Here is a 20,243-nt window from a genome sequence, read left to right as displayed (position 1 = left end):
TGGGGGACTTCTCAAGCGTACTGTGAGGCGGCCTCACCGTTGCACGCTGTTGCTGAGAGGTCATCGGGACCGCTCGGCGACGAACCGCCGGGTCACCGCGATGTCGCGATCGCCGAGTCCGCGCTCGACGAGTTCGTCGAACGCGGCGCGGAGGGTCGGCAGCAGCACGGGGTCGGTGCCGGTCGCCGTGGCGGCCTCGGCGGCGAAGCGCAGGTCCTTGACCATGTACTCGGCCACGCCGGAGGGGGAGTCGTCACCCGTGACGAGCTTGTCCATGCGGCTCGCGAGCAGGTTCGAACCGGCGTACCCGCCGGCGAGCAGGCCGAACAGGGCCTCCAGGTCGAGGCCCGAGCGCTCGGCGAGCACGGCGGCCTCGCCGAGCGCGAGGATCGTGGCCGAGACGATGAGCTGGTTGCACGCCTTCGCGACCTCGCCGGCGCCGAGCGGGCCGAGGTGCACGGGCGTGCCGCAGGGCGCGAGCAGGGCCGCGGCGCGGGCGGCGTCGGGCTCGTCACCGCCGAGCATGATCGAGAGGGTGCCGGCCTTCGCGCCGTCTTCACCGCCCGAGACCGGGCAGTCGACGACGCGGATGCGACCATCGGATGCCGCGGCGAGCCGCTCGGCGAGGGCGCGCACCTGCGGGGCCGACGAGGTCGAGCCGATCATGAGCAGGGTCTCGCCGTCTCGCTCGAGCACGCCGGCGAGCAGCCCGTCGGGTCCGTCGAGCACCTGTTCGAGCTGCGGCAGGTCGGGGAGCATCGCGAGCACGGCGTCGGCGCGGAGGCCGAGTTCGCGCGGCGTCGCGGCCCACTCGGCGCCGAGGCCGACGAGCTCGGGTTGCGGGCGGCGTGCGGTGATGACCACCCGGCGCCCGGCGGCGAGGAGGCGGCGGGTCATGGGCGCACCCATCGAACCCAGCCCGACGACGCCGATCACGCCGTCGTCGGGCCGGCGGCCGTGCGATCGGGAGGGCTCGGCGGCGGGCATGCGGTCGTCGTCTGCGTGATGTTCGGCGTTGGACATGCGGTCATCATATCCGAACGACAACCTGTCGTACATCGTTCAACCTGCTGAACTTCCGCTATGCTGGAGGAGCTGACCGCGCAGGAGGGGCCCGTGGGCCCGCCCCGGCTCGGTCGCCGACACCGCATTGAAGGGGAAGACCGGATGCCCGACACCCAGAACCGCCTGCGAGCCGTGGTGGCGGTGCCGCTCTCCGAGGAGCACTGCCGCCTCATCGAATCCCTCGAGCCGCGCATCGACCTCGTGCGCGACCACGCGCTGACGCGTCCGATGCGCGGGCCCGCCGACTGGTCGGGCGACCCCGACCACGTGCGCACGGCCGACGAGCAGGCGGCGTTCGACGCCATGGTGGACTCGGCCGAGGCGCTGTTCGGCATCCCCGACGTGGAGCCGGCCGCGCTCGCGCGCACGGCGAAGGAGAATCAGGCGCTCCGCTGGGTCATGACCATGGCCGCCGGCGGCGGAAGCCAGGTGAAGGCGGCCGGCCTCGACCACGAGCAGCTCGATCGCATCGCGTTCACCACGAGCGCGGGCGTGCACGGGGGGCCGCTGGCGGAGTTCGCCGTGTTCGGCGTGCTCGCCGGCGCAAAGAACCTGCCCCGCCTGATCGCCGACCAGCGGGCGCGCGAGTGGCCCGAGCGCTGGGAGATGCGCCAGGTCGACGAGATGACGGTGCTCGTCGTGGGCCTCGGCGGCATCGGCGCCGAGTGCGCGCGCCGCTTCAGCGCGCTCGGGGCCCGCGTCTGGGGCACGACGCGCAGCGGCGAACCCGTCGAGGGCGTCGACCGGCTCGTCCCCATCGACGACCTCGAGTCCGCCGTCGGCGAGGTCGACGCGATCGTCATGACACTGCCCGGCACCGAGGCGACCCACCACCTGCTCGACGACCGGATCCTCCGCGCCGTCAGGCCCGGCGTCATCGTCGCGAACGTCGGGCGCGGTACGGTGATCGACGAGGCGGCGCTCACCACGGCGCTCGACGACGGGCGGGTCGGCTTCGCCGCACTGGACGTCTTCGAGTCCGAGCCGCTCTCGGCGGCGTCGCCGCTGTGGTCGCACCCGTCGGTGCTCGTGAGTCCGCATACCGCGGCGCTCTCGCGCAAGGAGGAGGAGCGCATCGCGCGGCGCTTCGCCGACGACGCCTCCCGGTTCCTCGACGGGCTGCCGATGCGCAGCGTCGTGGATACGGTCGAGTTCTACTGATCCGCGGATGCCGCGGACGAGAGGGGTGGCATGTCCGAGGAGTCCGACGCGAAGGCCGACCGCCAGGGTCGCGACCCCGCGCCCGCCGTCACGCGCAGCATGCGCATCCTCGGGCTGCTCGCCGAGGCATCCGGACCGCTGACCCTCACCGAGATCGCGAGCGGACTCGGGCTCGCGAAGTCCTCGACCGCGAACCTCTGCCTCGCGCTCGAGGCGGCCATGATGGTGCAGCGCGTGCCGCTCGGCTACCAGCTCGGCCGCCGCACGATCGAGCTCGGCGGGGCGTTCGCCTCGCAGTTCAGCCAGGTGCGCGAGTTCTACACGGTGTGCGAGACCTCTCCGGTGCTCGTGCACGAGGTCGTGCAGGTCGCGATGCTCGACGACACCGAGGCGCTGTACCTCGCCCGCCACGAGGGGTCGCGCAGCGTGCGGTTCGGCACCCCGCTCGGGTCGCGGCTGCCTGCTGCGCTGAGCGCGACGGGCAATGCCCTCCTCATGGCGATGGACGACGCGGATGTCGCGGCGCTCCTCGCCGACCAGGCGCCGTTCCCGCGGCTCACCGACCGCAGCATCCGCGACATCCCCGACCTGCTCGTCAAGCTCGCCGCGGCCCGTGATCGCGGCTGGGCGCTCGACGACGGGGAGTCCTTCGCCGGCATCGTCGGCGTTGCCGTGCCGCTCGAGGGATGGGCGCCGAGCGACCCGAGCCTCGCGCTCGGCGTCGCGCTGCCGGTCGCCGAGGCGACGCCGGGGCGGGTCGCGTCCGTCGCGGCCGCGCTCGTCGACGCGGCCGCGAGGCTCACGAACCCGTTGAGCGCGGGGCGCAGCCGGGGCTGACGCCCGCCCGCGGCATCCGCTCGCCGCGCTCACGCCGTGCCCGCCACGGCGCGCTTCGGCGTGCCTGGAACATGCCGCCGCGGCATCCGAGCGACCGAAATGAGTTCAAAGGGTTGAACTGCGTACAACACGTTGATACAGTGGCCGTCATCGCGACTCGTGCGAGCCGATCAAAGGAGATGGCACATGACCGGTACAGCCCCCAGTCCCACCGCGGTGAACGACGATCCCGAGTACGCCGCCAACCTCAAGCGCGCGACCTACGCGTCGAGCGTCGGCAGTGCGCTGGAGTACTTCGACTTCGCGCTGTACGGCCTCTCGACGGCGCTGATCTTCAACGTGCTGTTCTTCCCGCAGGACGACCCGGCCATGGCGACGGTCGCCGCGTTCGCGACCTACGGCGTCGGCTTCCTCGCCCGCCCGTTCGGCGGCCTCTTCTTCGGGCGCTTGGGCGACCGGCTCGGCCGCAAGTGGGTGCTCGTCGTCACGATCACGCTCATGGGCGGCGCCTCGACCGCGATCGGCCTGCTGCCGACCTACGAGGCCATCGGCATCTGGGCGCCGATCCTGCTCGTCACGATGCGCCTACTGCAGGGCTTCGGGGCGGGCGCCGAACAGGCCGGCTCGACCGTGCTCATGGCCGAGTACGCGCCAGTACGGCGCCGAGGCTTCTTCTCGTCGCTGCCGTTCATCGGCATCCAGGCGGGCACCCTGCTCGCCGCGCTCGTGTTCAGCCTCATCACGCTGCTGCCCGAGGAGGCGCTGCTCAGCTGGGGCTGGCGCGTGCCCTTCCTCGCGTCGTTCCTGCTCATCATCGTCGCGCTGTTCATCCGCATGCGCCTCAAGGAGACGCCGACGTTCATTGAGCTCGAGAAGCACGAGCAGGTCGCCGAGAAGCCCGTCAAGGAGATCTTCACGAAGGGCCTGCCCGGCGTCATCGTCGGCATCGGCCTGCGCATGGCCGAGAACGGCGGCTCCTACATGTTCCAGGCGCTCGCGCTCGCGTTCTTCGTCTCGGTCGTCGGCCCCGACACCGACAAGAGCCTGCTCACCTGGGGTGTCACGTTCGGCTCGCTGCTCGGCATCTTCACGGTTCCGCTCACCGGCGCGATCTCCGACCGCGTCGGTCGACGCAAGGTCTACCGCTTCGGCGCCGTGTTCATGCTGCTCTACGCGGTGCCCGCCTGGTGGCTCATCTCGCTCGGCAGCTACCCCATCGCCATCGCGGCCGTCGCGGTCGGCATCGGCATCGCCGTGAACACCATGCTCGGCCCGCAGTGCGCCATGCTGCCCGAACTCTTCGGCAACCGTCACCGCTACCTCGGTGTCGCGATGGCCCGCGAACTCTCGGCCGTGCTGGCCGGCGGCGTCGCCGGGGTGCTCGGCGCATACCTGATCGCGGTCAGCGGCGGCAACTGGGTGCTGCTCGCGATCTACATGGTCGTGCTCGCCCTCATCACGACGGCATCGACCTTCCTCGTGCCCGAGACGCTGCGTCGCGACCTCACCCGCACCGACGACGCGATCAAGGTCTCGAGCGCCGAGTCCGGAGACGACGTCGACGCGAGCACGCTCTCCATCCGGACGATCCAGTGGTGACCGGCCTCGCCGCCTTCGACCTCACCGGGCGCACCGCGCTCGTCACGGGTTCGAGCCAGGGCATCGGGCGGGCGCTCGCCGGGGGCCTCGCGGCCGCGGGCGCGACGGTCGTCGTGCATGGTCGCGACGCGGCGAAGGCCGCACGCGCCGCCGGTGAGATCTCCGACGCGACGGGTGCGCGCACCCTCAGCGCGGTCTTCGACGTGACGGATGCCGCGGCGGTCGACGCCGGCATCGCCGCCCTCGAGGCCGAGCTCGGCACGCCCGACATCGTCGTCAACAACGCGGGCATCCAGCGCCGCGCGCCGATCGCGGAGTTCAGCGACGACGACTGGCACGAGCTCGTCGAGACGAACCTGTCGAGCGCGTTCCACCTCTCTCGGCGCGTGGCCCGCGGCATGATCGAGCGCGGCTCGGGCAAGCTCATCCAGATCGGCAGCGTGCAGTCGCAGCTCGCCCGCCCCTCGATCGCGCCGTACGCGGCGACCAAGGGCGCCGTCGTCATGCTGACCAAGGGCCTCTGCGCCGACCTCGCGCCCCACGGCGTGCAGGCCAACGCCATCGCGCCAGGGTACTTCGCGACCGAGCTCACGCAGGCGCTCGTCGCCGACGAGACGTTCTCGGCGTGGGTGCGCGGCCGAACCCCCGCAGGCCGCTGGGGCGAGGTCGACGACCTCGTCGGCGCGCTCGTCTTCCTCGCGAGCAGCGCAAGCGACTTCGTGAACGGCCAGACGATCTATGTCGACGGCGGAATGACGGCGGTGGTCTGATGCGCATCGCCAGGATCGCCACGCCCGCCGGGCCGGTGCACGTGCGGGAATCCGTCGACGGCTGGGTGCCGATCGAGGACCCGTATCCCGCGTTCGCCGAGGGGAGGCGCCCGGTCGACGCCGGGATGCCGCTCCTCGGCGAGCTCCTCCCTCCCTGCACGCCGCTCGTCGTCGTGGGCATAGCCCAGAACGGCCCCGAGCACGCGTCGCCCGTGCAGGCGTGGCTGAAGAGTCCTCGCTCGGTCGTGGCATCCGGCGTGCCCGTCACGCTCCGCCGCGACGCGGGCGTCACGGTCGCCGAGGGCGAGATCGCGCTCGTGATCGGCCGCGAGACGACCGGGCTCACCGCGGCGAACGCGCATGAGTACGTGCTGGGCGTCACCGCGGTGAACGACCTGTCGAGCCCCGACCGCGCCGCGAGCGACCCGCGCAACTTCGAGTCGAAGGCGGGGGAGGGCTACACGCCGCTCGGCCCGGTGATCGACACGGATGCCGATATCGACGACGTCGCGCTCGAGCTCCGCATCGACGGCGTGCTCGTCGGATCGACGAGCAGCCGTGCGTTGCCCGCCTCGCCTCGCGAGTGCCTCGCCTACCTCGCCGCCTGGACCACGCTCGGTCCCGGCGACGTGGTCATGACCGGCGCGCCGACCTCGCAGGCTCCCATCGACCCCGGTGCGCTCGTCGAGATCGAGGTCGCCGGCATCCGACTCGTGACGCCCACCCGCTAGCCCCACGTCGTTCTCCGGAGGACCCATGCCGAACCTCGGCGTCGTCGCCCACGCGGCCGACGACCTGCGCGTCGAAGCGCTGCCCGAACCCGAGCCCCGAGCCGACGAGGCGGTGCTCGAGGTCGCCTTCGGCGGCGTGTGCGGCTCCGACCTGCACTACTGGCGGCACGGCGCGGCCGGCGCCTCGGTGCTGCGCGAGCCCATGGTGCTCGGGCACGAGATCGCGGGCACCGTCGTGCACGCGGCCGCCGACGGATCCGGGCCGGCTGCCGGCACGCGGGTCGCGGTGCACCCGCTGACCCCGCACGGCGACGGGCGCACCCCATGGCCGGCGGACCGACCGAACCTCGCGCCCGCGTCGAGCTACCTCGGCTCGGCCATGCACCTGCCGCACACGCAGGGCGGGTTCGCGCGCCGCGTCGCGATGCCGACGCGCATGCTGCACGCCGTGCCCGACGCCCTCCCGCTCGAGGTCGCGGCGCTCGCCGAGCCCGCCGCGGTCGCGTGGCACGGGCTCGAGCGCGCCGGCGACGTGCGCGGCAAGCGGGTCGTCGTCATCGGGGCCGGGCCGATCGGCCAGCTCGTCGTCGCGGTCGCGCGCCACCACGGCGCCGCCGAGGTCATCGCGACCGACCTGCACGACCTCCCGCGACGCCTCGCCGAGCAGCACGGCGCGAGCACGCTCGCGGCGACGGATGCCGCGGCGATCGCCGCACTGCACGCCGACGTCGTCGTCGAGTCCAGCGGCACGGTGCCCGGCCTCGCGAGCGCGATCGAGGCCGCCCGCCGCGGCGGCACCGTCGTGCTGCTCGGACTGCAGCGCGCCGGCGACGTTCCCGCCGCACTCGCCACCGCGATCACCCGCGAGCTGACCATCGCCGGCTCGTTCCGGTTCGCCGACGAGTTCGACGACGTGATCGCGGCGCTCGCCGACGGCAGCCTCGACGTCTCGGGCATCGTCACGCACGTGCTGCCCGTCGAGCGATCGATCGAGGCGTTCGGCGTCGCCGCCGACGCCTCCGCCTCCTCCAAGGTGCTGCTCGACCTCGCCGGCGACGGCGCGGACGGCGACGACGGGTGAATCGCTCCCACGGGTATGCTTCGCAGGTCGTCGTCGGAGTCCAGGAGGTCGTGATGCATCCCGTCATCGTCGTCATGGGCGTCTCGGGCTCCGGCAAGTCGACCGTCGGCGCCCTGCTGGCACGCGACCTCGACGTGCCGTTCGCCGACGCCGACGACCTGCACCCGCTCGCGAACATCGAGAAGATGGCCTCGGGCGTCCCGCTCGACGACGACGACCGCCGCCCGTGGCTCGAGACCGTCGGGCTGACGCTCGCCGACGCGCATCGCACGGGCGACGGCCTCGTGATCGCGTGCTCCGCGCTGAAGCGCGCCTACCGAGACACGATCCTCGCGCAGGCCCCCACGACGCGGTTCGTGCACCTGCACGGCACCCGCGAGGTGCTCATCGCGCGCACCGAGGGCCGGAGCGGCCACTTCATGCCGGCGAGCCTGCTCGATTCCCAGCTCGACGTGCTCGAACCGCTCGGCCCCGATGAGCCGGGCATCGTGGTCGACGTCGCCGATCCGGTCGAGACGATCGTCGAGCGGCTGGCTGCTAGACTGGGCGATTGAACTTCGGCGAGGGAGGCCGGCAGCGCGAGCGATCGTGCCTGCGGCATCCGTGATCGACGCGGTGGGAGCTGGCTCCACGGCTATTCCTCACGCATCCGCGCATCTTGCATGCCGCGCGTTCGAGTTGAAGACATCAGACACACGATCTGGGCCGAGTGAGCCCGCAAGGAGAGACATCATGGCTGAAGACAACAAGGTCGTCGCGGAGAACCGCGAGACGTTCGGCAAGGGCGCTGCCCGCAAGATCCGCGCCGTCGGCAAGATCCCCGCGGTCATCTACGGCCACGGCACCGAGCCGCAGCACGTCACGCTGCCCGGCCACCAGGTGCAGCTGCTCATCCGCAAGGCGAACGCCGTGCTCGACCTGCAGATCGACGGCAAGAGCAACCTGGTGCTCGTGAAGGATGTCCAGAAGGACCCCGTGCACCAGATCATCGAGCACATGGACCTCATCGTCATCAAGAAGGGCGAGAAGGTCCAGGTCGAGATCCCCGTGCACGTCTCGGGCGACACCGCCGCCGGCACCATCGCCGACCTCGACACCCACACGCTGCTCCTCGAGGTCGAGGCGACCCACATCCCCGAGAACGTCGTCGTCTCGGTCGAGGGCCTCGAAGAGGGCTCGCAGATCCACGCCAAGGACGTCGAGCTGCCCAAGGGCGCCACGCTCATCACCGAAGACGACGTGCTCATCGTCAACGTGCACACCCCGCAGAAGGCCGACCTCGGCGAAGAGGCCGAGGCCGCAGAGGGCGAGGCCACCGAGGCCGCCGAGGCTGCCGCCGAAGAGGCTGCCGAGTAGTCTCAGCGCACGCACGCCGATCGGGCCTGCGGCATCGCATCCGGGTACGCTCGGATGCGGGCCGCGGGCCCGTTCCCGTCTCCGCACCGGTCTGGCACCGACCCCACCCCAAGTCCGAGAGGAACGGCTCACGTGGGCTTGTTCGACTTCTTCAGATCCCGTCCGAAAGGCGACCACACCGTGGCTGCGAACACCTGGCTCGTCGTGGGCCTCGGCAACCCCGGCGCGCAGTACGCGGCCAACCGGCACAACGTCGGCCAGATGGTCGTCGACGAGCTCGCCGCGCGCCTCGGCACCGCGTTCAAGACGCACAAGACCCCCTCGCGCGTCGCCGAGGGGTTCCTGCGTCCCGGCGGCCCGAAGCTCGTGCTCGCGAAGTCGAACAGCTACATGAACACCTCGGGCGGCCCGGTCTCGGCGCTGCTGAAGTTCTACGGGCTCGGGCCCGACCGGCTGATCGTCGTGCACGACGAGCTCGACATCCCGTTCGACACCGTGCGCCTGAAGGCGGGCGGCGGCCACGGAGGGCACAACGGCCTGCGGGACATCCTGAAGGCCACCGACAACGCCGACTTCACGCGCGTGCGGGTCGGGGTGGGGCGCCCGCCCGGTCGGCAGGACGCCGCCGACTTCGTCTTGAAGGACTTCTCGGGCACCGAGCGCGCGAGCCTGCCCAACCTCATCTCCGATGCGGCCGACGCGGTCGAGGCCATCGCCGACCTGGGGCTCGTCGCCGCGCAGCAGAAGTTCCACTCGCCCGCCTGACGCCGCGAGTGCGCCGCACTTCGCCGACCCGCGTCAGATCAGGCTGCGGAGGTACTCCTCGGGCGCGACCCCGGCTGCGCGGGCGAGCTGCAGCAGGCGGTCGTGCTCCTCGGTCGAGAGCTCGACCGTGAGCTGGTGCCAGGCATCGGGGGCGTCCTCGAGCGAGAACAGGGCGTCGTCGTCGGGTGCCTCGGAGGGCACCGACCCATCGATGACGGATGCCGCGTCGAGCTCGATCTCGACGGCACGGTCGGATGCCGCGGCGGAGGCTGTCGCATCCGGCGTCGTCCGGCGCTCGCCGGCGTCGCGCCAGCCCGGGCCGGACGGCACCGCCCCGCCGCGGCGATACGCCTCGGCGACGGCGCGGGCGCGCACGTCGGCCGCCTCGTTCATGGGGTGGCCGACGTGGCCCTTGACCCACTCGAACCGGTACCGCCGCCCGGCGAGCTCCTCGTCGAGCTCCTTGAGGAGCTCGACGTTCAGCACGGGCTTGCCGTCGGCCTTGCGCCAGCCCTTTCGCTTCCAGCCCTGCATCCACTTCGTGATGCAGTTGATGACGTACTGGCTGTCGCAGAGCACGAGCAGTTCGTCGTCGACGTGGGCGGTGGCGCGGAACAGCTCGAGCACGGCTCGCAGTTCGCCCTGGTTGTTCGTCGCGTGCTTCCAGCCGCCGGCGTCCCAGCGCTCGTCGTCGACGTACCAGGCCCACCCGGCGGGGCCGGGGTTCCCGAGAGCGGATCCGTCGGCGGCGGCTGTGATCACGTGGCTCCTCCAGTTGCGTCGTGCGGCGCCCATCGTATCGGGCGCGGGCGTCGACAGCCTGCAACGGTGCGGTCGGCGGCATCGCCTCGCGCGCCGGCGGATGCACCGCGGATGCACCGCGGCGGCGGTCGTGTCGGCGGCCCCGCGTAGACTCGCATGGTGATCCTGCAGGGCTTGAACACGGCGCTTTCGCGCGCCTCGACGATCGACGGCGCGCTGGCCGAGGCCCTTCGCAACGCCGACTTCTCCGCACCCGAGGGCGTCGACGCGCCCTTGCTGGCCGGTCTGCTCGCGAGGCGCGCCGAGGCCGGCCTCGCCCCGGCGCTGCTCGTCATCACGGCGACGAGCCGCGAGGGAGAGCAGGTCCGCGCCTCGATCGAGCCGTACCTCGACCAGGTCGAGGTGCTCGAGTTCCCCGCCTGGGAGACGCTTCCGCACGAGCGCCTGAGCCCGTCCACCGAGACCGTCGGGCGGCGACTGCACGCGCTCCGGCGCATGCACGACTGGCAGCACGACGGCGCGCGGCATCCGCTCGTCGTCGTCGCCTCGGTGCGCGCGGCGCTGCAGCCGCTGGCCGACAACCTCATCGAGCTCGCGCCCATCGAGCTCGTCGCCGGCGGGCGGGGCCACGACCTGCCCGCGATCGCCCGCACCCTCGTCGACCTCGCCTACGCCCGCGTCGACATGGTCTCGCGGCGCGGCGAGTTCGCCCTTCGCGGCGGCATCCTCGACGTCTTCCCGCCGACCGCCGACCACGCGGTGCGCGTGGAGTTCTTCGGCGACGAGGTCGAGGAGGTCCGCGCCTTCTCGGTGGCCGACCAGCGCTCGCTGCCCGAGGTCGTCGACCGCGTCGTGCTCGCGCCCAGTCGCGAGCTGCTGCTCACCCCCGCCGTGCGCCAGCGCGCCCGAGAGATGGTGCACGAGTTCCCGAGCCTGTCGGGCATGCTCGAGAAGGTCGCCGAGGGCATCCCGGTCGAGGGAATGGAGTCGCTCGCGCCGGCCCTGCTCGACCGCCTCGTGCCGTTCGCGCACTACCTCCCGCTCGGCGCGGCCGTGGCCGTGCTGCAGCCCGAGCGCGTCACCGGTCGCGCGGCCAGCCTCGCCGAGACCAACCGCGAGTTCCTCGGGGCGGCGTGGAGCGCCGCGACCGTCGGCGCCGACGCGCCGATCGACCTCGCCGCGGGCGACTTCCTCACGCTGCGCGAGTTCCGCGACGCGACCCTGTTCAGCGCGCCGGGCGAGCCCGACCCGCGCCGCGTGTGGTGGACCTTCTCGAACTTCGACATCGGCGACGCCGCGGCCGTCGTCGCGGCGGCGGCCGGCGGAGAGGCCGCCGACCTCGCGGCGAGCGTGGCCGGCGACTACGTGCGCGTGGCCGCGACGGCCATGCCGACCTTCGCGGGCAACGTCGCCGGGGCGGTCGACCACATCTCCGAACGCCTGCGCGACGGGTGGAGCCTCGTCGTGGCATCCGCCGGTCATGGGCTCGTCGAGCGCGCGCGCGACGTGCTCTCCGAGGCCGGACTCGCCGCCCGCATCGTCGACGCCGTGCCGGCCGACCTCGAACCGGGGGTCGCCTACCTCGTGCAGGCCGGAGCCGCCCGCGGGTTCGAGGTGCCCGAGGTCAAGATCGGCCTCCTCTCCGAATCCGAGTTCTACGGGCGAGCCGCGGGCTACGACACGCGCCGCAACACGAAGCTCGCGTCACGCCGGCGCAACGTCGTCGACCCGCTGCAGCTCAAGGCCGGCGACTTCGTCGTGCACCAGACCCACGGCATCGGCCGATTCGTCGAGATGATGCAGCGCGAGGTCGCGACCGGCTCCCGCCCCACGGGGCCGAGCCGACGGGCGGGCATCGCCCAGCAGCCCAAGGCCGTGCGCGAGTACCTCGTCATCGAGTACGCGCCGTCCAAGCGCGGGCAGGCGGGCGACCGCCTCTTCGTGCCGACCGACCAGCTCGACCTCCTGAGCCGGTACGTCGGCGGCGAGGCGCCGTCGCTGTCCAAGATGGGCGGCAGCGACTGGGCCCAGGCCAAGGGGCGGGCGCGCAAGGCCGTGCGCGACATCGCGGTCGAGCTCGTCAAGCTCTACTCGGCGCGCATGGCGGCGAAGGGCCACGCGTTCGGGCCCGACACCCCGTGGCAGCACGAGCTCGAGGAGGCCTTCCCGTTCGTCGAGACGCCCGACCAGGTGCAGACGATCGACGAGATCAAGGCCGACATGGAGCGGTCGATCCCCATGGACCGCCTGCTCGCGGGCGACGTCGGCTTCGGCAAGACCGAGGTCGCCGTGCGCGCCGCGTTCAAGGCCATCCAGGACGGCAAGCAGGTCGCCATGCTCGTTCCGACGACCCTGCTCGTCAAGCAGCACCTCGAGACGTTCACCGAGCGCTTCGCCGGGTTCCCGGTGCACGTTCGCGCCCTCAGCCGCTTCCAGACCGACAAGGAGGCGCGCGAGACCATCGCGGGCCTCTCCGACGGCACGGTCGACATGGTCATCGGCACGCACCGCATCCTCACCGAGAAGGTCACCTTCAAAGACGTCGGGCTCGTCATCATCGACGAGGAGCAGCGGTTCGGCGTCGAGCACAAGGACGCGCTGAAGAGGCTCAAGACGAACGTCGACATCCTCGCCATGAGCGCGACGCCGATCCCTCGGTCGCTCGAGATGGCGGTCACCGGCATCCGCGAGATGTCCACGCTCGCGACGCCGCCCGAAGACCGGCACCCGATCCTCACCTACGTCGGCCCCTACTCCGAACAGCAGGTCGGGGCCGCGATCCGCCGCGAGATGCTGCGCGAGGGCCAGGTGTTCTTCGTGCACAACCGGGTCTCCTCGATCAACCGCGTCGCGGCGCAGCTCGCCGAGCTCGTGCCCGAGGCGCGCATCGCCGTCGCGCACGGCCAGCTCAACGAGCACGTGCTCGAGCAGATCGTCAACGACTTCTGGGAGCGCAAGTTCGACGTGCTCGTCTCGACGACCATCATCGAGACCGGCCTCGACATCAGCAACGCGAACACGATCATCATCGACCGCGCCGACAAGTACGGGCTGTCGCAGCTGCACCAGCTCCGAGGCCGTGTCGGCCGCGGACGCGAGCGCGCGTACGCGTACTTCCTCTGGGATCCCGCCAAGCCGCTCAGCGAGACCGCCCACGACCGGCTCGCGACCATCGCCGCGAACAACGACCTCGGCTCCGGCATGCAGGTCGCGCTGAAGGACCTCGAGATCCGCGGTGCGGGCAACCTGCTCGGCGCCGAACAGGCCGGCCACATCGCCGGGGTCGGGTTCGACCTGTACCTCCGCATGATCGGCGAGGCGGTCTCCGCGTTCCGCGGCGACGTCGCCGAGGGACAGACCGAGCTCCGGCTCGAGCTGCCCATCGACGCGCACATCCCCGAGGACTACGTCGACTCCGAGCGACTGCGGCTCGAGGCCTACCAGAAGCTCTCGGCCGCGAGCGGCCCCGCCGCCAAGGAGGGGCAGATCGACCTCGTCGTCGACGAGCTCGCCGACCGGTACGGCACGCCGCCCGAGGCGGTCGAGAACCTCGTCGCGGTGTCGCGGCTGCGTCGCCAGGCGCAGCGCGCCGGGCTCTCCGACGTCATCGCCACGGGCTCCAAGCTCCGCATCGCGCCCGCGAACATCCCCGACTCGCGTCGCGTGCGCCTCGAGCGCATGTACCCGGGCGCGAAGCACTTCGCGCAGAACGACGTCATCCTCGTGCCGTTCCCGACGCCCGGAGGAGAAGCCCCCGGCGACGCCGACCTCATCGAGTGGGTGTCGCGGCTCGTCGCGAACATCTTCCCGCTGCCTGAGGCGAGCGTCGAGGCTGCGGCATCCGAAGCGGGGTGACCGCGGCGGGCGCGCACCGGCCGCCGCATCGCCGTCATCCGACGACGGTCGCGGCATCCGCTCGCGGTGACGTGCGGCGTCAGCGCGAGAACGGACCGCCGGGGCCGGATGCCGCGCCCTGGCGCCGGTACTGACGCGAACGCGCCGTGACGGCGATGCCCGAGAGCACGATCGCCACGCCCGACCCGAGCAGCACGGCGAGCACGCCCTCGTTCGCGACGTCGACGTCACCGGCGAAGGCGAGCTCGTTCATGAGCAACGACACCGTGAAGCCGATGCCGCCGAGGGTGCCGACCATCGCCAGGTCGCCGATCGTGATCGGCGCGCCCGTGCGCCGTCGCACGATGAGCGCGCCGAGGCCGCCGATGAGCGTGATGCCGATGATCTTGCCGACGGGCAGTCCGACGAGGATGCCCCAGAACGCGGGGTCGAGCTCGCTGGGCGTGACCTGCGGCACGGGCACCATCGCCGCCGACAGGGCGAACAGCGGCAGGATGACGCCGTTCGAGAACGGCTCGAGCGCGTGCACCGAGCGACCGCCGGGACGTCGTGCCATGACGAACCCGAGCGCGACGCCCGCGATCGTGGCGTGCACGCCGGATTGGTAGATGAAGTACCACGCGAGCGCGGCGAGCACCCAGAGCACGAGCGCGATCGGCCACTGGGGCCGACGCGAGAGGATCCACGCCGAGCGGGGCTTCAGCAGACGGCTGAAGGCGCCGAAGAGGGCGATCGCGATCGCGCCGAAGCCGATGAACGCGAGGTTCGCGTCGGTGGTGAAGAAGAACGCGATGATGAGGATGGCGATCAGGTCGTCGAGCACCGCGAGGGCGAGCAGGAAGACCCGCACGCGCGTCGGGATGAACTTGCCGAACACCGCGAGCACGCCGAGCGCGAATGCGATGTCGGTCGCGGTCGGGATCGGCCACCCGTCGACGGTGTCGCCGCCCGCGGTGAAGGCGATGTAGATCAGCGCCGGCACGACGACGCCGCCGATGGCCGCGATCGCCGGGAGCATCGCCTTGGACACGCTGTTCAGCTCGCCGATGACGAGCTCGCGCTTGAGCTCCACCGCGACGATGAAGAAGAAGACGGCCAGGGCCCCGTCGCTGGCCCAGTGGCCGAGGGAGAGATCCAGGCCAAGCCACGGGATGTCGAGGTGCGCGTTCTTCATCTCGACGAGCTCCGGCCCGAACGAGACGTTGGCGAGCACGAGGCCGAGGACCGCGGCGACCAGCAGCAGCACGGCGGACCAGCGCTCGGACCTGAGGAAGTTCATGGGCACTCCATTCGTGAGTGCGACGTGTTGCGGCGGGCCGCAGGCGTCGACGGGGCGGTGACGGCGGTCTCCCGCCGGCCGACCAGACTTCCCGGCACCCCTCCCGGAATCCTAACGGGCGCCCGGCTCGCAGCGGGGAGCGACGCCTCGTAGGCTGGCCCGATGACGAGCAGTGCAGGCCTCGGCGGGTCGCCGCATCCCGGACTCGACGAACTCATCGACACGGTGGCGCTGCTGCGGGCGCCCGGCGGCTGCCCGTGGGACGCCGACCAGACGCACGAGAGCCTCGTGCAGTACCTCGTCGAGGAGAGCTGGGAGCTCATCGACGCGATCGAGTCCGGCGATCGCGCCGAGATGATCGAGGAGCTCGGCGACGTGCTCTACCAGGTGCTCTTCCACGCCGACATCGCCGCGCACACCGATGGCGAGCGTTTCGACATCGACGACGTCGCACGGCACATGACGGCCAAGATGGTGTCGCGGCATCCGCACGTCTTCGGCGATCGCGAGGCCGAGACGGCCGAGGACGTCGTCGCGTTCTGGGAGGACCTGAAGGCCGACGAGAAGCCGCACCGCACGAGCGTGCTCGACGGCGTGCCGCGCGGCATGCCGGCGCTCGCGCTCGCGCAGAAGATGCTCGGCAAGGCCGAGAAGGTCGGCGTCGGCGTCGAGGTCGTCGGGGCGACGACGGATGCCGCGGTGTCGCCGCCCACCGAGGGTGAACTCGGTCGGCTGCTGTTCGAGCTCGCGGCATCCGCCCGCGCGCAGGGACTCGACGCCGAGCGGGCCCTCCGCGCGACCCTGCGCGGATTCGAGGACGACGTGCGCGCGGCCGAGCGAGCGGATGCCGCGTCCGTGGAGGCGGATCGCGGCTGACCTGCACGGCCGGCCCGGCCGTCACGGGCGGACTGACGGCGTCCGCGGGCCGACGCGTGCTGGAAGAATGGTCGGCATGGCTGCATCCGTCACCCCTCCGCGCGGCATGCGCGACTTCCTCCCGGCCGAGAAGGCCCGTCGCGAGCACGCGCTCGGCGTGATCCGGGGCGTCTACGCCTCCCACGGTTTCGACGAGATCGAGACGCCCGTCATGGAGGACGCCTCGCGCCTGCACGCCGGCCTCGGCGGCGACAACGAGAAGCTCGCGTTCGCCGTGATGAAGCGCGGCATCACGCCCGACGACCTCGCCGCGGCCGCGGCATCCGGCGATGCACTCTCGCTGGCCGACCTCGGCCTGCGCTACGACCTGACCGTGCCGCTCGCGCGGTTCTACGCGACCCACCGCGCGGCGCTGCCCCCGGTGTTCCGGTCGATCCAGATCGCGCCCGTGTGGCGTGCCGAGCGCCCGCAGAAGGGCCGGTACCGCCAGTTCGTGCAGTGCGACATCGACATCATCGGCGAGGCGGGCCCGCTGGCCGAACTCGAGCTGCTCACCGCGACCGTCGCCGCGCTCGACGCGCTCGGCCTCGGCGACTGCACGATCCGCCTCAACGACCGGCGCGTGCTGGCCGGCATCCTCGCCTCGTGGGGCGTGCCCGACGACCTGCGCGAGCGCGCCCTCATCACGATCGACAAGCTCGACAAGATCGGCACCACTGGAGTGGCCGCCGAGCTGCGCGACCTCGGCATCGTCTCCGAGGGGGCGGATGTCGCGGCCGAGCTCGAGGCGCTCACCAGCGCCGACTGGCACCTCGGCGACGGGGTCGCCCCGCCGCCCTCGTGGCTCGACCTCGACGCGTACGCCGACCTGCTCGCCCTGCGCGAGACGCTGCCCGACGCGTCGATCGAGTTCGACCCGACGCTCGTGCGCGGTATGGGCTACTACACGGGCACGATCTTCGAGATCGCCCACCCCGACTTCGGGTACTCGCTCGGCGGCGGCGGTCGCTACGACGGCATGATCGGGCGCTTCCTCGGCCAGGACGTCCCCGCGTGCGGGTTCTCCATCGGCTTCGAGCGCATCGTCGACCTGCTCGCCGTGCGCGACGAGGGCCGCCCTCGCGCCGTGGTGCTCGTGTACGACCCCGCCGTGGAACCCGCGACCCTGCTGAAGCTGAAGCACGAGCTCGTGGCATCCGGAACGCGGGTGCGCTTCGAGCGCCGCGTGAAGAACGCGCGCGCCCTGTTCGAACGCGTCACGGCCGACGGGTTCGACGCCGTCGCCAACGTGACCCTCGAGACCACGGATGCCGCGTCGCTGAGCTTCCGCGACCTCGGCGCCTGACGCGCGGCGGCCGTGGCGGCGGCGAGCGCCTCCTCGCGCCCCCCATCGCCTAGCCATTTCTGAGCGCTCGGCCCCACGCGAGAGGTCGCAGATGGCGACCTCACTTCCTCTGAGTCCGCGATCTGCGACTTCTCGACGCAGACCTGTGGACAGTGGACCGCGCGAGTGGCCGCGCAGGGCCAGAGTCGATCGCGTGCGCACGCGATCGACTCTCCCGAGTCACCTGACCGGAATGGCCTTCCACGTCGGGGACGTGGCGCTGCACGGATCGACGCGGAGTCGGCTCCGGGCCGTCGACGTGCAGCGTCCGTTCACGGCTGTACGGTCGGTGGGACTCGACCCACGCTCACTGCTCGATCGGTGCCGCGCGTACGAGCCGCTGCTGCGCCCCGGAGAGGCGTTCAGCCACGAGACCGCCGCGCTGCTGCTCGGAGCACCCTTGCCCACGGCCGGCTCGCTGCTGCACGTGGTCTCTCCGTCCGGAACTGCGAGGGCTCGCACCCGGGGCGTGCACGGTCACACGAGTCGCGACCCGATACCGATCGTGCTGCGTCATGTCCTGCCCGTCGTCGATCCTGCGCTCGCGTGGTGCCAACTCGCGGGGGCGCTCGATCGCAACGACCTCGTCGCAGTCGGTGATGCGTTCGTGACCGGGCCGCGTCGCGGGAGCGAGCGTGGGCCGGCGCTCACGACCTACGAAGGACTCGCATGTGCCGTCGGTCGCTGGGCTGGTCGACGCGGTGCGCGAAGCCTCGCATGGGCGCTCCCACGGGTCCGGGTGGGAGCCGAGTCGCGACCGGAATCCCTCACTCGGCTCCTGCTCGTCGAACACGGCCTCCCCGAGCCCGTGCTGAACGATTCCACCCCGGTGGCGGACGCGTCAGTGCTGCATCCAGACCTGAAGTGGCCGCGATGGCGGATCGTGTTCGAGTACGAGGGCGATGGCCACCGAACGAGCCGCGCGACATGGCAGCGGGACATCCGTCGTGCGCGCGACTTCCAGGCCGCAGGATGGGTGGTGATTCGTGTCACCTCCGACGACCTGTTCGTCGACCCGGCGCGCTTCATCGGGCGTGTGCGCGCGATGATCGCGATTGCAGAGGCCCGCAAGGCCCGCGAGGCCCGGTGAGTCCGGCCGAGTGGAGCGAAGGTGCGCACACGGCGACGTTCATGGCACGCGTGGTCGCCGTGATCGACTTCTCGCGCGAGTGGATGTCGTAGTCCGGCCGGTGCGTGTCACGAGTGTCGGGACGCGAGTCATGAGCATCACTAGACTTGCCTGCGGATCACGACGGAGTCGTCCAACGCACCCACCCATCACAGAGGAGTTCACTGTGGCATTCATCGAAGCTGTAGGCGCACGCGAGATCCTGGATTCTCGCGGCAACCCGACTGTCGAGGTCGAGGTGCTCCTCGACGACGGCTCCCTCGCCCGCGCCGCGGTGCCCTCCGGCGCCTCCACCGGTGCATTCGAGGCGTACGAGCTGCGCGACGGCGACAACGACCGGTACCTCGGCAAGGGCGTCCAGAAGGCCGTCGACGCCGTGCTCGACGACCTCGGCCCCGCGATCGAGGACCTCGACGCGAGCGACCAGCGCCTCGTCGACGCCGCGCTGATCGAGGCCGACGGCACCGACAACAAGAGCCGCCTCGGCGCCAACGCCATCCTCGGCGTCAGCCTCGCGGTCGCCAAGGCCGCGGCCGACTCGGCCGACCTGCCGCTGTTCCGCTACCTCGGCGGACCGAACGCGCATGTGCTGCCCGTTCCCATGATGAACATCATCAACGGCGGCGCGCACGCCGACACCGGCGTCGACATCCAGGAGTTCATGGTGCTGCCGATCGGCGCGCCCACGTACTCCGAGGGCCTCCGCTGGGGCGTCGAGACGTACCACGCGCTGAAGAGCCTGCTGAAGTCGAAGGGCCTCTCGACCGGCCTCGGGGACGAGGGCGGCTTCGCCCCCGACTTCGAGCACAACCGGGCGGCGCTCGACTTCATCTCCGAGGCGATCGGCAAGGCCGGCTTCACGCTCGGCACCGACATCGCGCTCGGCCTCGACGTCGCGGCATCCGAGTTCTACGAGAACGGCGTCTACCGCTTCGAGGGCAAGGACCGCACGTCCGACGAGATGAACGCGTACTACGCCGAGCTCGCCGCCGCCTACCCGCTCATCTCGATCGAGGACCCCCTCGACGAGGACGACTGGGAGGGCTGGGCCGCGCTCACCGCGAACCTCGGCAGCAAGCTGCAGCTCGTCGGCGACGACCTGTTCGTCACCAACCCGAAGCGCCTCGCCGACGGCATCGCCAAGGGCGCGGGCAACTCGATCCTCGTCAAGGTCAACCAGATCGGCACGCTCACCGAGACGCTCGACGCGGTCACGCTGGCGCAGCGCTCCGGCTACACCGCCGTGCTCTCGCACCGCTCCGGCGAGACCGAGGACACGACGATCGCCGACCTCGCGGTCGCGACCGACGCGGGTCAGATCAAGACGGGCGCGCCCGCCCGCAGCGAGCGCGTCGCCAAGTACAATCAGCTCCTGAGGATCGAAGAAGAACTCGGCGAGGCCGCGGTCTACGCGGGTCGCTCGGCGTTCCCCCGGTTCACGGCCTGATCGGCTCGAGCCGGTTGCGACTGGCGGGGGGGGGCGGTTGGGCCGGCCCCCCCGGTTTTGCTCGGGGCGGGGCTCCCCGGGGGGGGGGAAGGGAGGGGGGGTGGACCAGGGAAAACCCCCCCCACGTCCCCCCCCCCAATCCGCCC

17 protein-coding genes are annotated in these 20,243 nt (G+C 71.7%); 14 read left to right on the top strand and 3 right to left on the bottom strand.

Annotated features, from left to right (window positions below):
- Positions 1–60: 60 nt before the first annotated feature.
- Positions 61–987: an NAD(P)-dependent oxidoreductase gene (locus ACR3IO_RS03835; RefSeq protein ID WP_434070559.1), complete on the bottom strand. Its 927-nt coding sequence runs from the start codon at positions 985–987 to the stop codon at positions 61–63.
- Between the two features lie 180 nt (positions 988–1,167).
- Here ACR3IO_RS03835 and ACR3IO_RS03830 point away from each other — a divergent pair, with 180 nt between their 5' ends.
- The 9 genes from ACR3IO_RS03830 to pth all read left to right on the top strand — a co-directional run bounded on the left by ACR3IO_RS03830 (position 1,168) and on the right by pth (position 9,365).
- Positions 1,168–2,226 carry a D-2-hydroxyacid dehydrogenase gene (locus ACR3IO_RS03830; RefSeq protein ID WP_434069854.1) on the top strand — a complete coding sequence of 353 codons (1,059 nt, stop codon included), beginning with the start codon at positions 1,168–1,170 and terminating at the stop codon, positions 2,224–2,226.
- 30 nt (positions 2,227–2,256) lie between these two features.
- A complete protein-coding gene (locus tag ACR3IO_RS03825; protein WP_434069853.1) occupies positions 2,257–3,063 on the top strand; it encodes an IclR family transcriptional regulator in 807 nt (268 codons plus the stop codon).
- A gap of 186 nt (positions 3,064–3,249) precedes the next feature.
- Positions 3,250–4,662, top strand: a complete 1,413-nt coding sequence (locus ACR3IO_RS03820) for an MFS transporter (protein WP_434069852.1) — start codon at positions 3,250–3,252, stop codon at positions 4,660–4,662.
- The gene (locus ACR3IO_RS03815; RefSeq protein ID WP_434069851.1) at positions 4,659–5,432 is read left to right on the top strand and encodes an SDR family oxidoreductase; all 774 of its coding nucleotides are present in this window, start codon (positions 4,659–4,661) and stop codon (positions 5,430–5,432) included. Before ACR3IO_RS03820 ends, ACR3IO_RS03815 begins: the two co-directional genes overlap by 4 nt.
- Positions 5,432–6,163, top strand: a complete 732-nt coding sequence (locus ACR3IO_RS03810; protein WP_434069850.1) for a fumarylacetoacetate hydrolase family protein — start codon at positions 5,432–5,434, stop codon at positions 6,161–6,163. The genes ACR3IO_RS03815 and ACR3IO_RS03810 overlap by 1 nt, the downstream gene beginning before the upstream one ends.
- 25 nt (positions 6,164–6,188) lie before the next feature.
- Positions 6,189–7,244 (top strand): zinc-binding dehydrogenase, encoded by a 1,056-nt coding sequence (locus tag ACR3IO_RS03805; protein ID WP_434069849.1) that lies wholly within the window; start codon positions 6,189–6,191, stop codon positions 7,242–7,244.
- Between the two features lie 53 nt (positions 7,245–7,297).
- Complete coding sequence (locus tag ACR3IO_RS03800) at positions 7,298–7,798, top strand: gluconokinase (RefSeq protein ID WP_434069848.1); 501 nt, start codon at positions 7,298–7,300, stop codon at positions 7,796–7,798.
- Between the two features lie 178 nt (positions 7,799–7,976).
- Positions 7,977–8,600 (top strand): 50S ribosomal protein L25/general stress protein Ctc, encoded by a 624-nt coding sequence (locus tag ACR3IO_RS03795; protein ID WP_434069847.1) that lies wholly within the window; start codon positions 7,977–7,979, stop codon positions 8,598–8,600.
- Between the two features lie 180 nt (positions 8,601–8,780).
- A complete protein-coding gene (pth, locus tag ACR3IO_RS03790; RefSeq protein ID WP_434069846.1) occupies positions 8,781–9,365 on the top strand; it encodes an aminoacyl-tRNA hydrolase in 585 nt (194 codons plus the stop codon).
- Between the two features lie 33 nt (positions 9,366–9,398).
- Here pth and ACR3IO_RS03785 read toward each other — a convergent pair whose 3' ends face one another.
- On the bottom strand, positions 9,399–10,127 hold the full coding sequence (locus tag ACR3IO_RS03785) for an RNase H family protein (protein WP_434069845.1): 729 nt from the start codon (positions 10,125–10,127) through the stop codon (positions 9,399–9,401).
- Between the two features lie 159 nt (positions 10,128–10,286).
- Here ACR3IO_RS03785 and mfd point away from each other — a divergent pair, with 159 nt between their 5' ends.
- On the top strand, positions 10,287–13,982 hold the full coding sequence (mfd, locus tag ACR3IO_RS03780; protein WP_434070558.1) for a transcription-repair coupling factor: 3,696 nt from the start codon (positions 10,287–10,289) through the stop codon (positions 13,980–13,982).
- Positions 13,983–14,061: 79 nt separating this feature from the next.
- On the opposite strand, the gene ACR3IO_RS03775 is transcribed toward mfd, so the two are convergent.
- Entirely contained in the window at positions 14,062–15,261 is a 1,200-nt protein-coding gene (locus tag ACR3IO_RS03775) for a Na+/H+ antiporter NhaA (RefSeq protein WP_434069844.1), read from the bottom strand.
- Positions 15,262–15,423: 162 nt separating this feature from the next.
- Between ACR3IO_RS03775 and ACR3IO_RS03770 the strand changes: the two genes are divergently transcribed.
- From ACR3IO_RS03770 to eno, 4 genes are all read left to right on the top strand, one after another.
- Positions 15,424–16,137, top strand: a complete 714-nt coding sequence (locus tag ACR3IO_RS03770) for a MazG family protein (RefSeq protein ID WP_434069843.1) — start codon at positions 15,424–15,426, stop codon at positions 16,135–16,137.
- 76 nt (positions 16,138–16,213) lie between these two features.
- Positions 16,214–17,482: a histidine--tRNA ligase gene (hisS, locus tag ACR3IO_RS03765; protein WP_434069842.1), complete on the top strand. Its 1,269-nt coding sequence runs from the start codon at positions 16,214–16,216 to the stop codon at positions 17,480–17,482.
- 847 nt (positions 17,483–18,329) lie between these two features.
- Positions 18,330–18,611 (top strand): hypothetical protein, encoded by a 282-nt coding sequence (locus ACR3IO_RS03760; protein WP_434069841.1) that lies wholly within the window; start codon positions 18,330–18,332, stop codon positions 18,609–18,611.
- Between the two features lie 205 nt (positions 18,612–18,816).
- Positions 18,817–20,097, top strand: a complete 1,281-nt coding sequence (eno, locus tag ACR3IO_RS03755; RefSeq protein ID WP_434069840.1) for a phosphopyruvate hydratase — start codon at positions 18,817–18,819, stop codon at positions 20,095–20,097.
- Positions 20,098–20,243: the final 146 nt, after the last annotated feature.

This window comes from Agromyces sp. Marseille-Q5079 (assembly GCF_051016555.1).
Taxonomy (GTDB): Bacteria; Actinomycetota; Actinomycetes; order Actinomycetales; family Microbacteriaceae; genus Agromyces.
This window is presented reverse-complemented; position numbering and strand designations above follow the sequence as displayed.

What these genes read in the sequence shown, in the direction of transcription:
- ACR3IO_RS03835 (WP_434070559.1), bottom strand. Translation starts at nt 987, where the DNA reads ATGCCCGCCGCCGAGCCCTCCCGATCGCACGGCCGCCGGCCCGACGAC.
- ACR3IO_RS03830 (WP_434069854.1), top strand. Translation starts at nt 1,168, where the DNA reads ATGCCCGACACCCAGAACCGCCTGCGAGCCGTGGTGGCGGTGCCGCTC.
- ACR3IO_RS03825 (WP_434069853.1), top strand. Translation starts at nt 2,257, where the DNA reads ATGTCCGAGGAGTCCGACGCGAAGGCCGACCGCCAGGGTCGCGACCCC.
- ACR3IO_RS03820 (WP_434069852.1), top strand. Translation starts at nt 3,250, where the DNA reads ATGACCGGTACAGCCCCCAGTCCCACCGCGGTGAACGACGATCCCGAG.
- ACR3IO_RS03810 (WP_434069850.1), top strand. Translation starts at nt 5,432, where the DNA reads ATGCGCATCGCCAGGATCGCCACGCCCGCCGGGCCGGTGCACGTGCGG.
- ACR3IO_RS03805 (WP_434069849.1), top strand. Translation starts at nt 6,189, where the DNA reads ATGCCGAACCTCGGCGTCGTCGCCCACGCGGCCGACGACCTGCGCGTC.
- ACR3IO_RS03800 (WP_434069848.1), top strand. Translation starts at nt 7,298, where the DNA reads ATGCATCCCGTCATCGTCGTCATGGGCGTCTCGGGCTCCGGCAAGTCG.
- ACR3IO_RS03795 (WP_434069847.1), top strand. Translation starts at nt 7,977, where the DNA reads ATGGCTGAAGACAACAAGGTCGTCGCGGAGAACCGCGAGACGTTCGGC.
- ACR3IO_RS03775 (WP_434069844.1), bottom strand. Translation starts at nt 15,261, where the DNA reads ATGAACTTCCTCAGGTCCGAGCGCTGGTCCGCCGTGCTGCTGCTGGTC.
- ACR3IO_RS03770 (WP_434069843.1), top strand. Translation starts at nt 15,424, where the DNA reads ATGACGAGCAGTGCAGGCCTCGGCGGGTCGCCGCATCCCGGACTCGAC.
- hisS (WP_434069842.1), top strand. Translation starts at nt 16,214, where the DNA reads ATGGCTGCATCCGTCACCCCTCCGCGCGGCATGCGCGACTTCCTCCCG.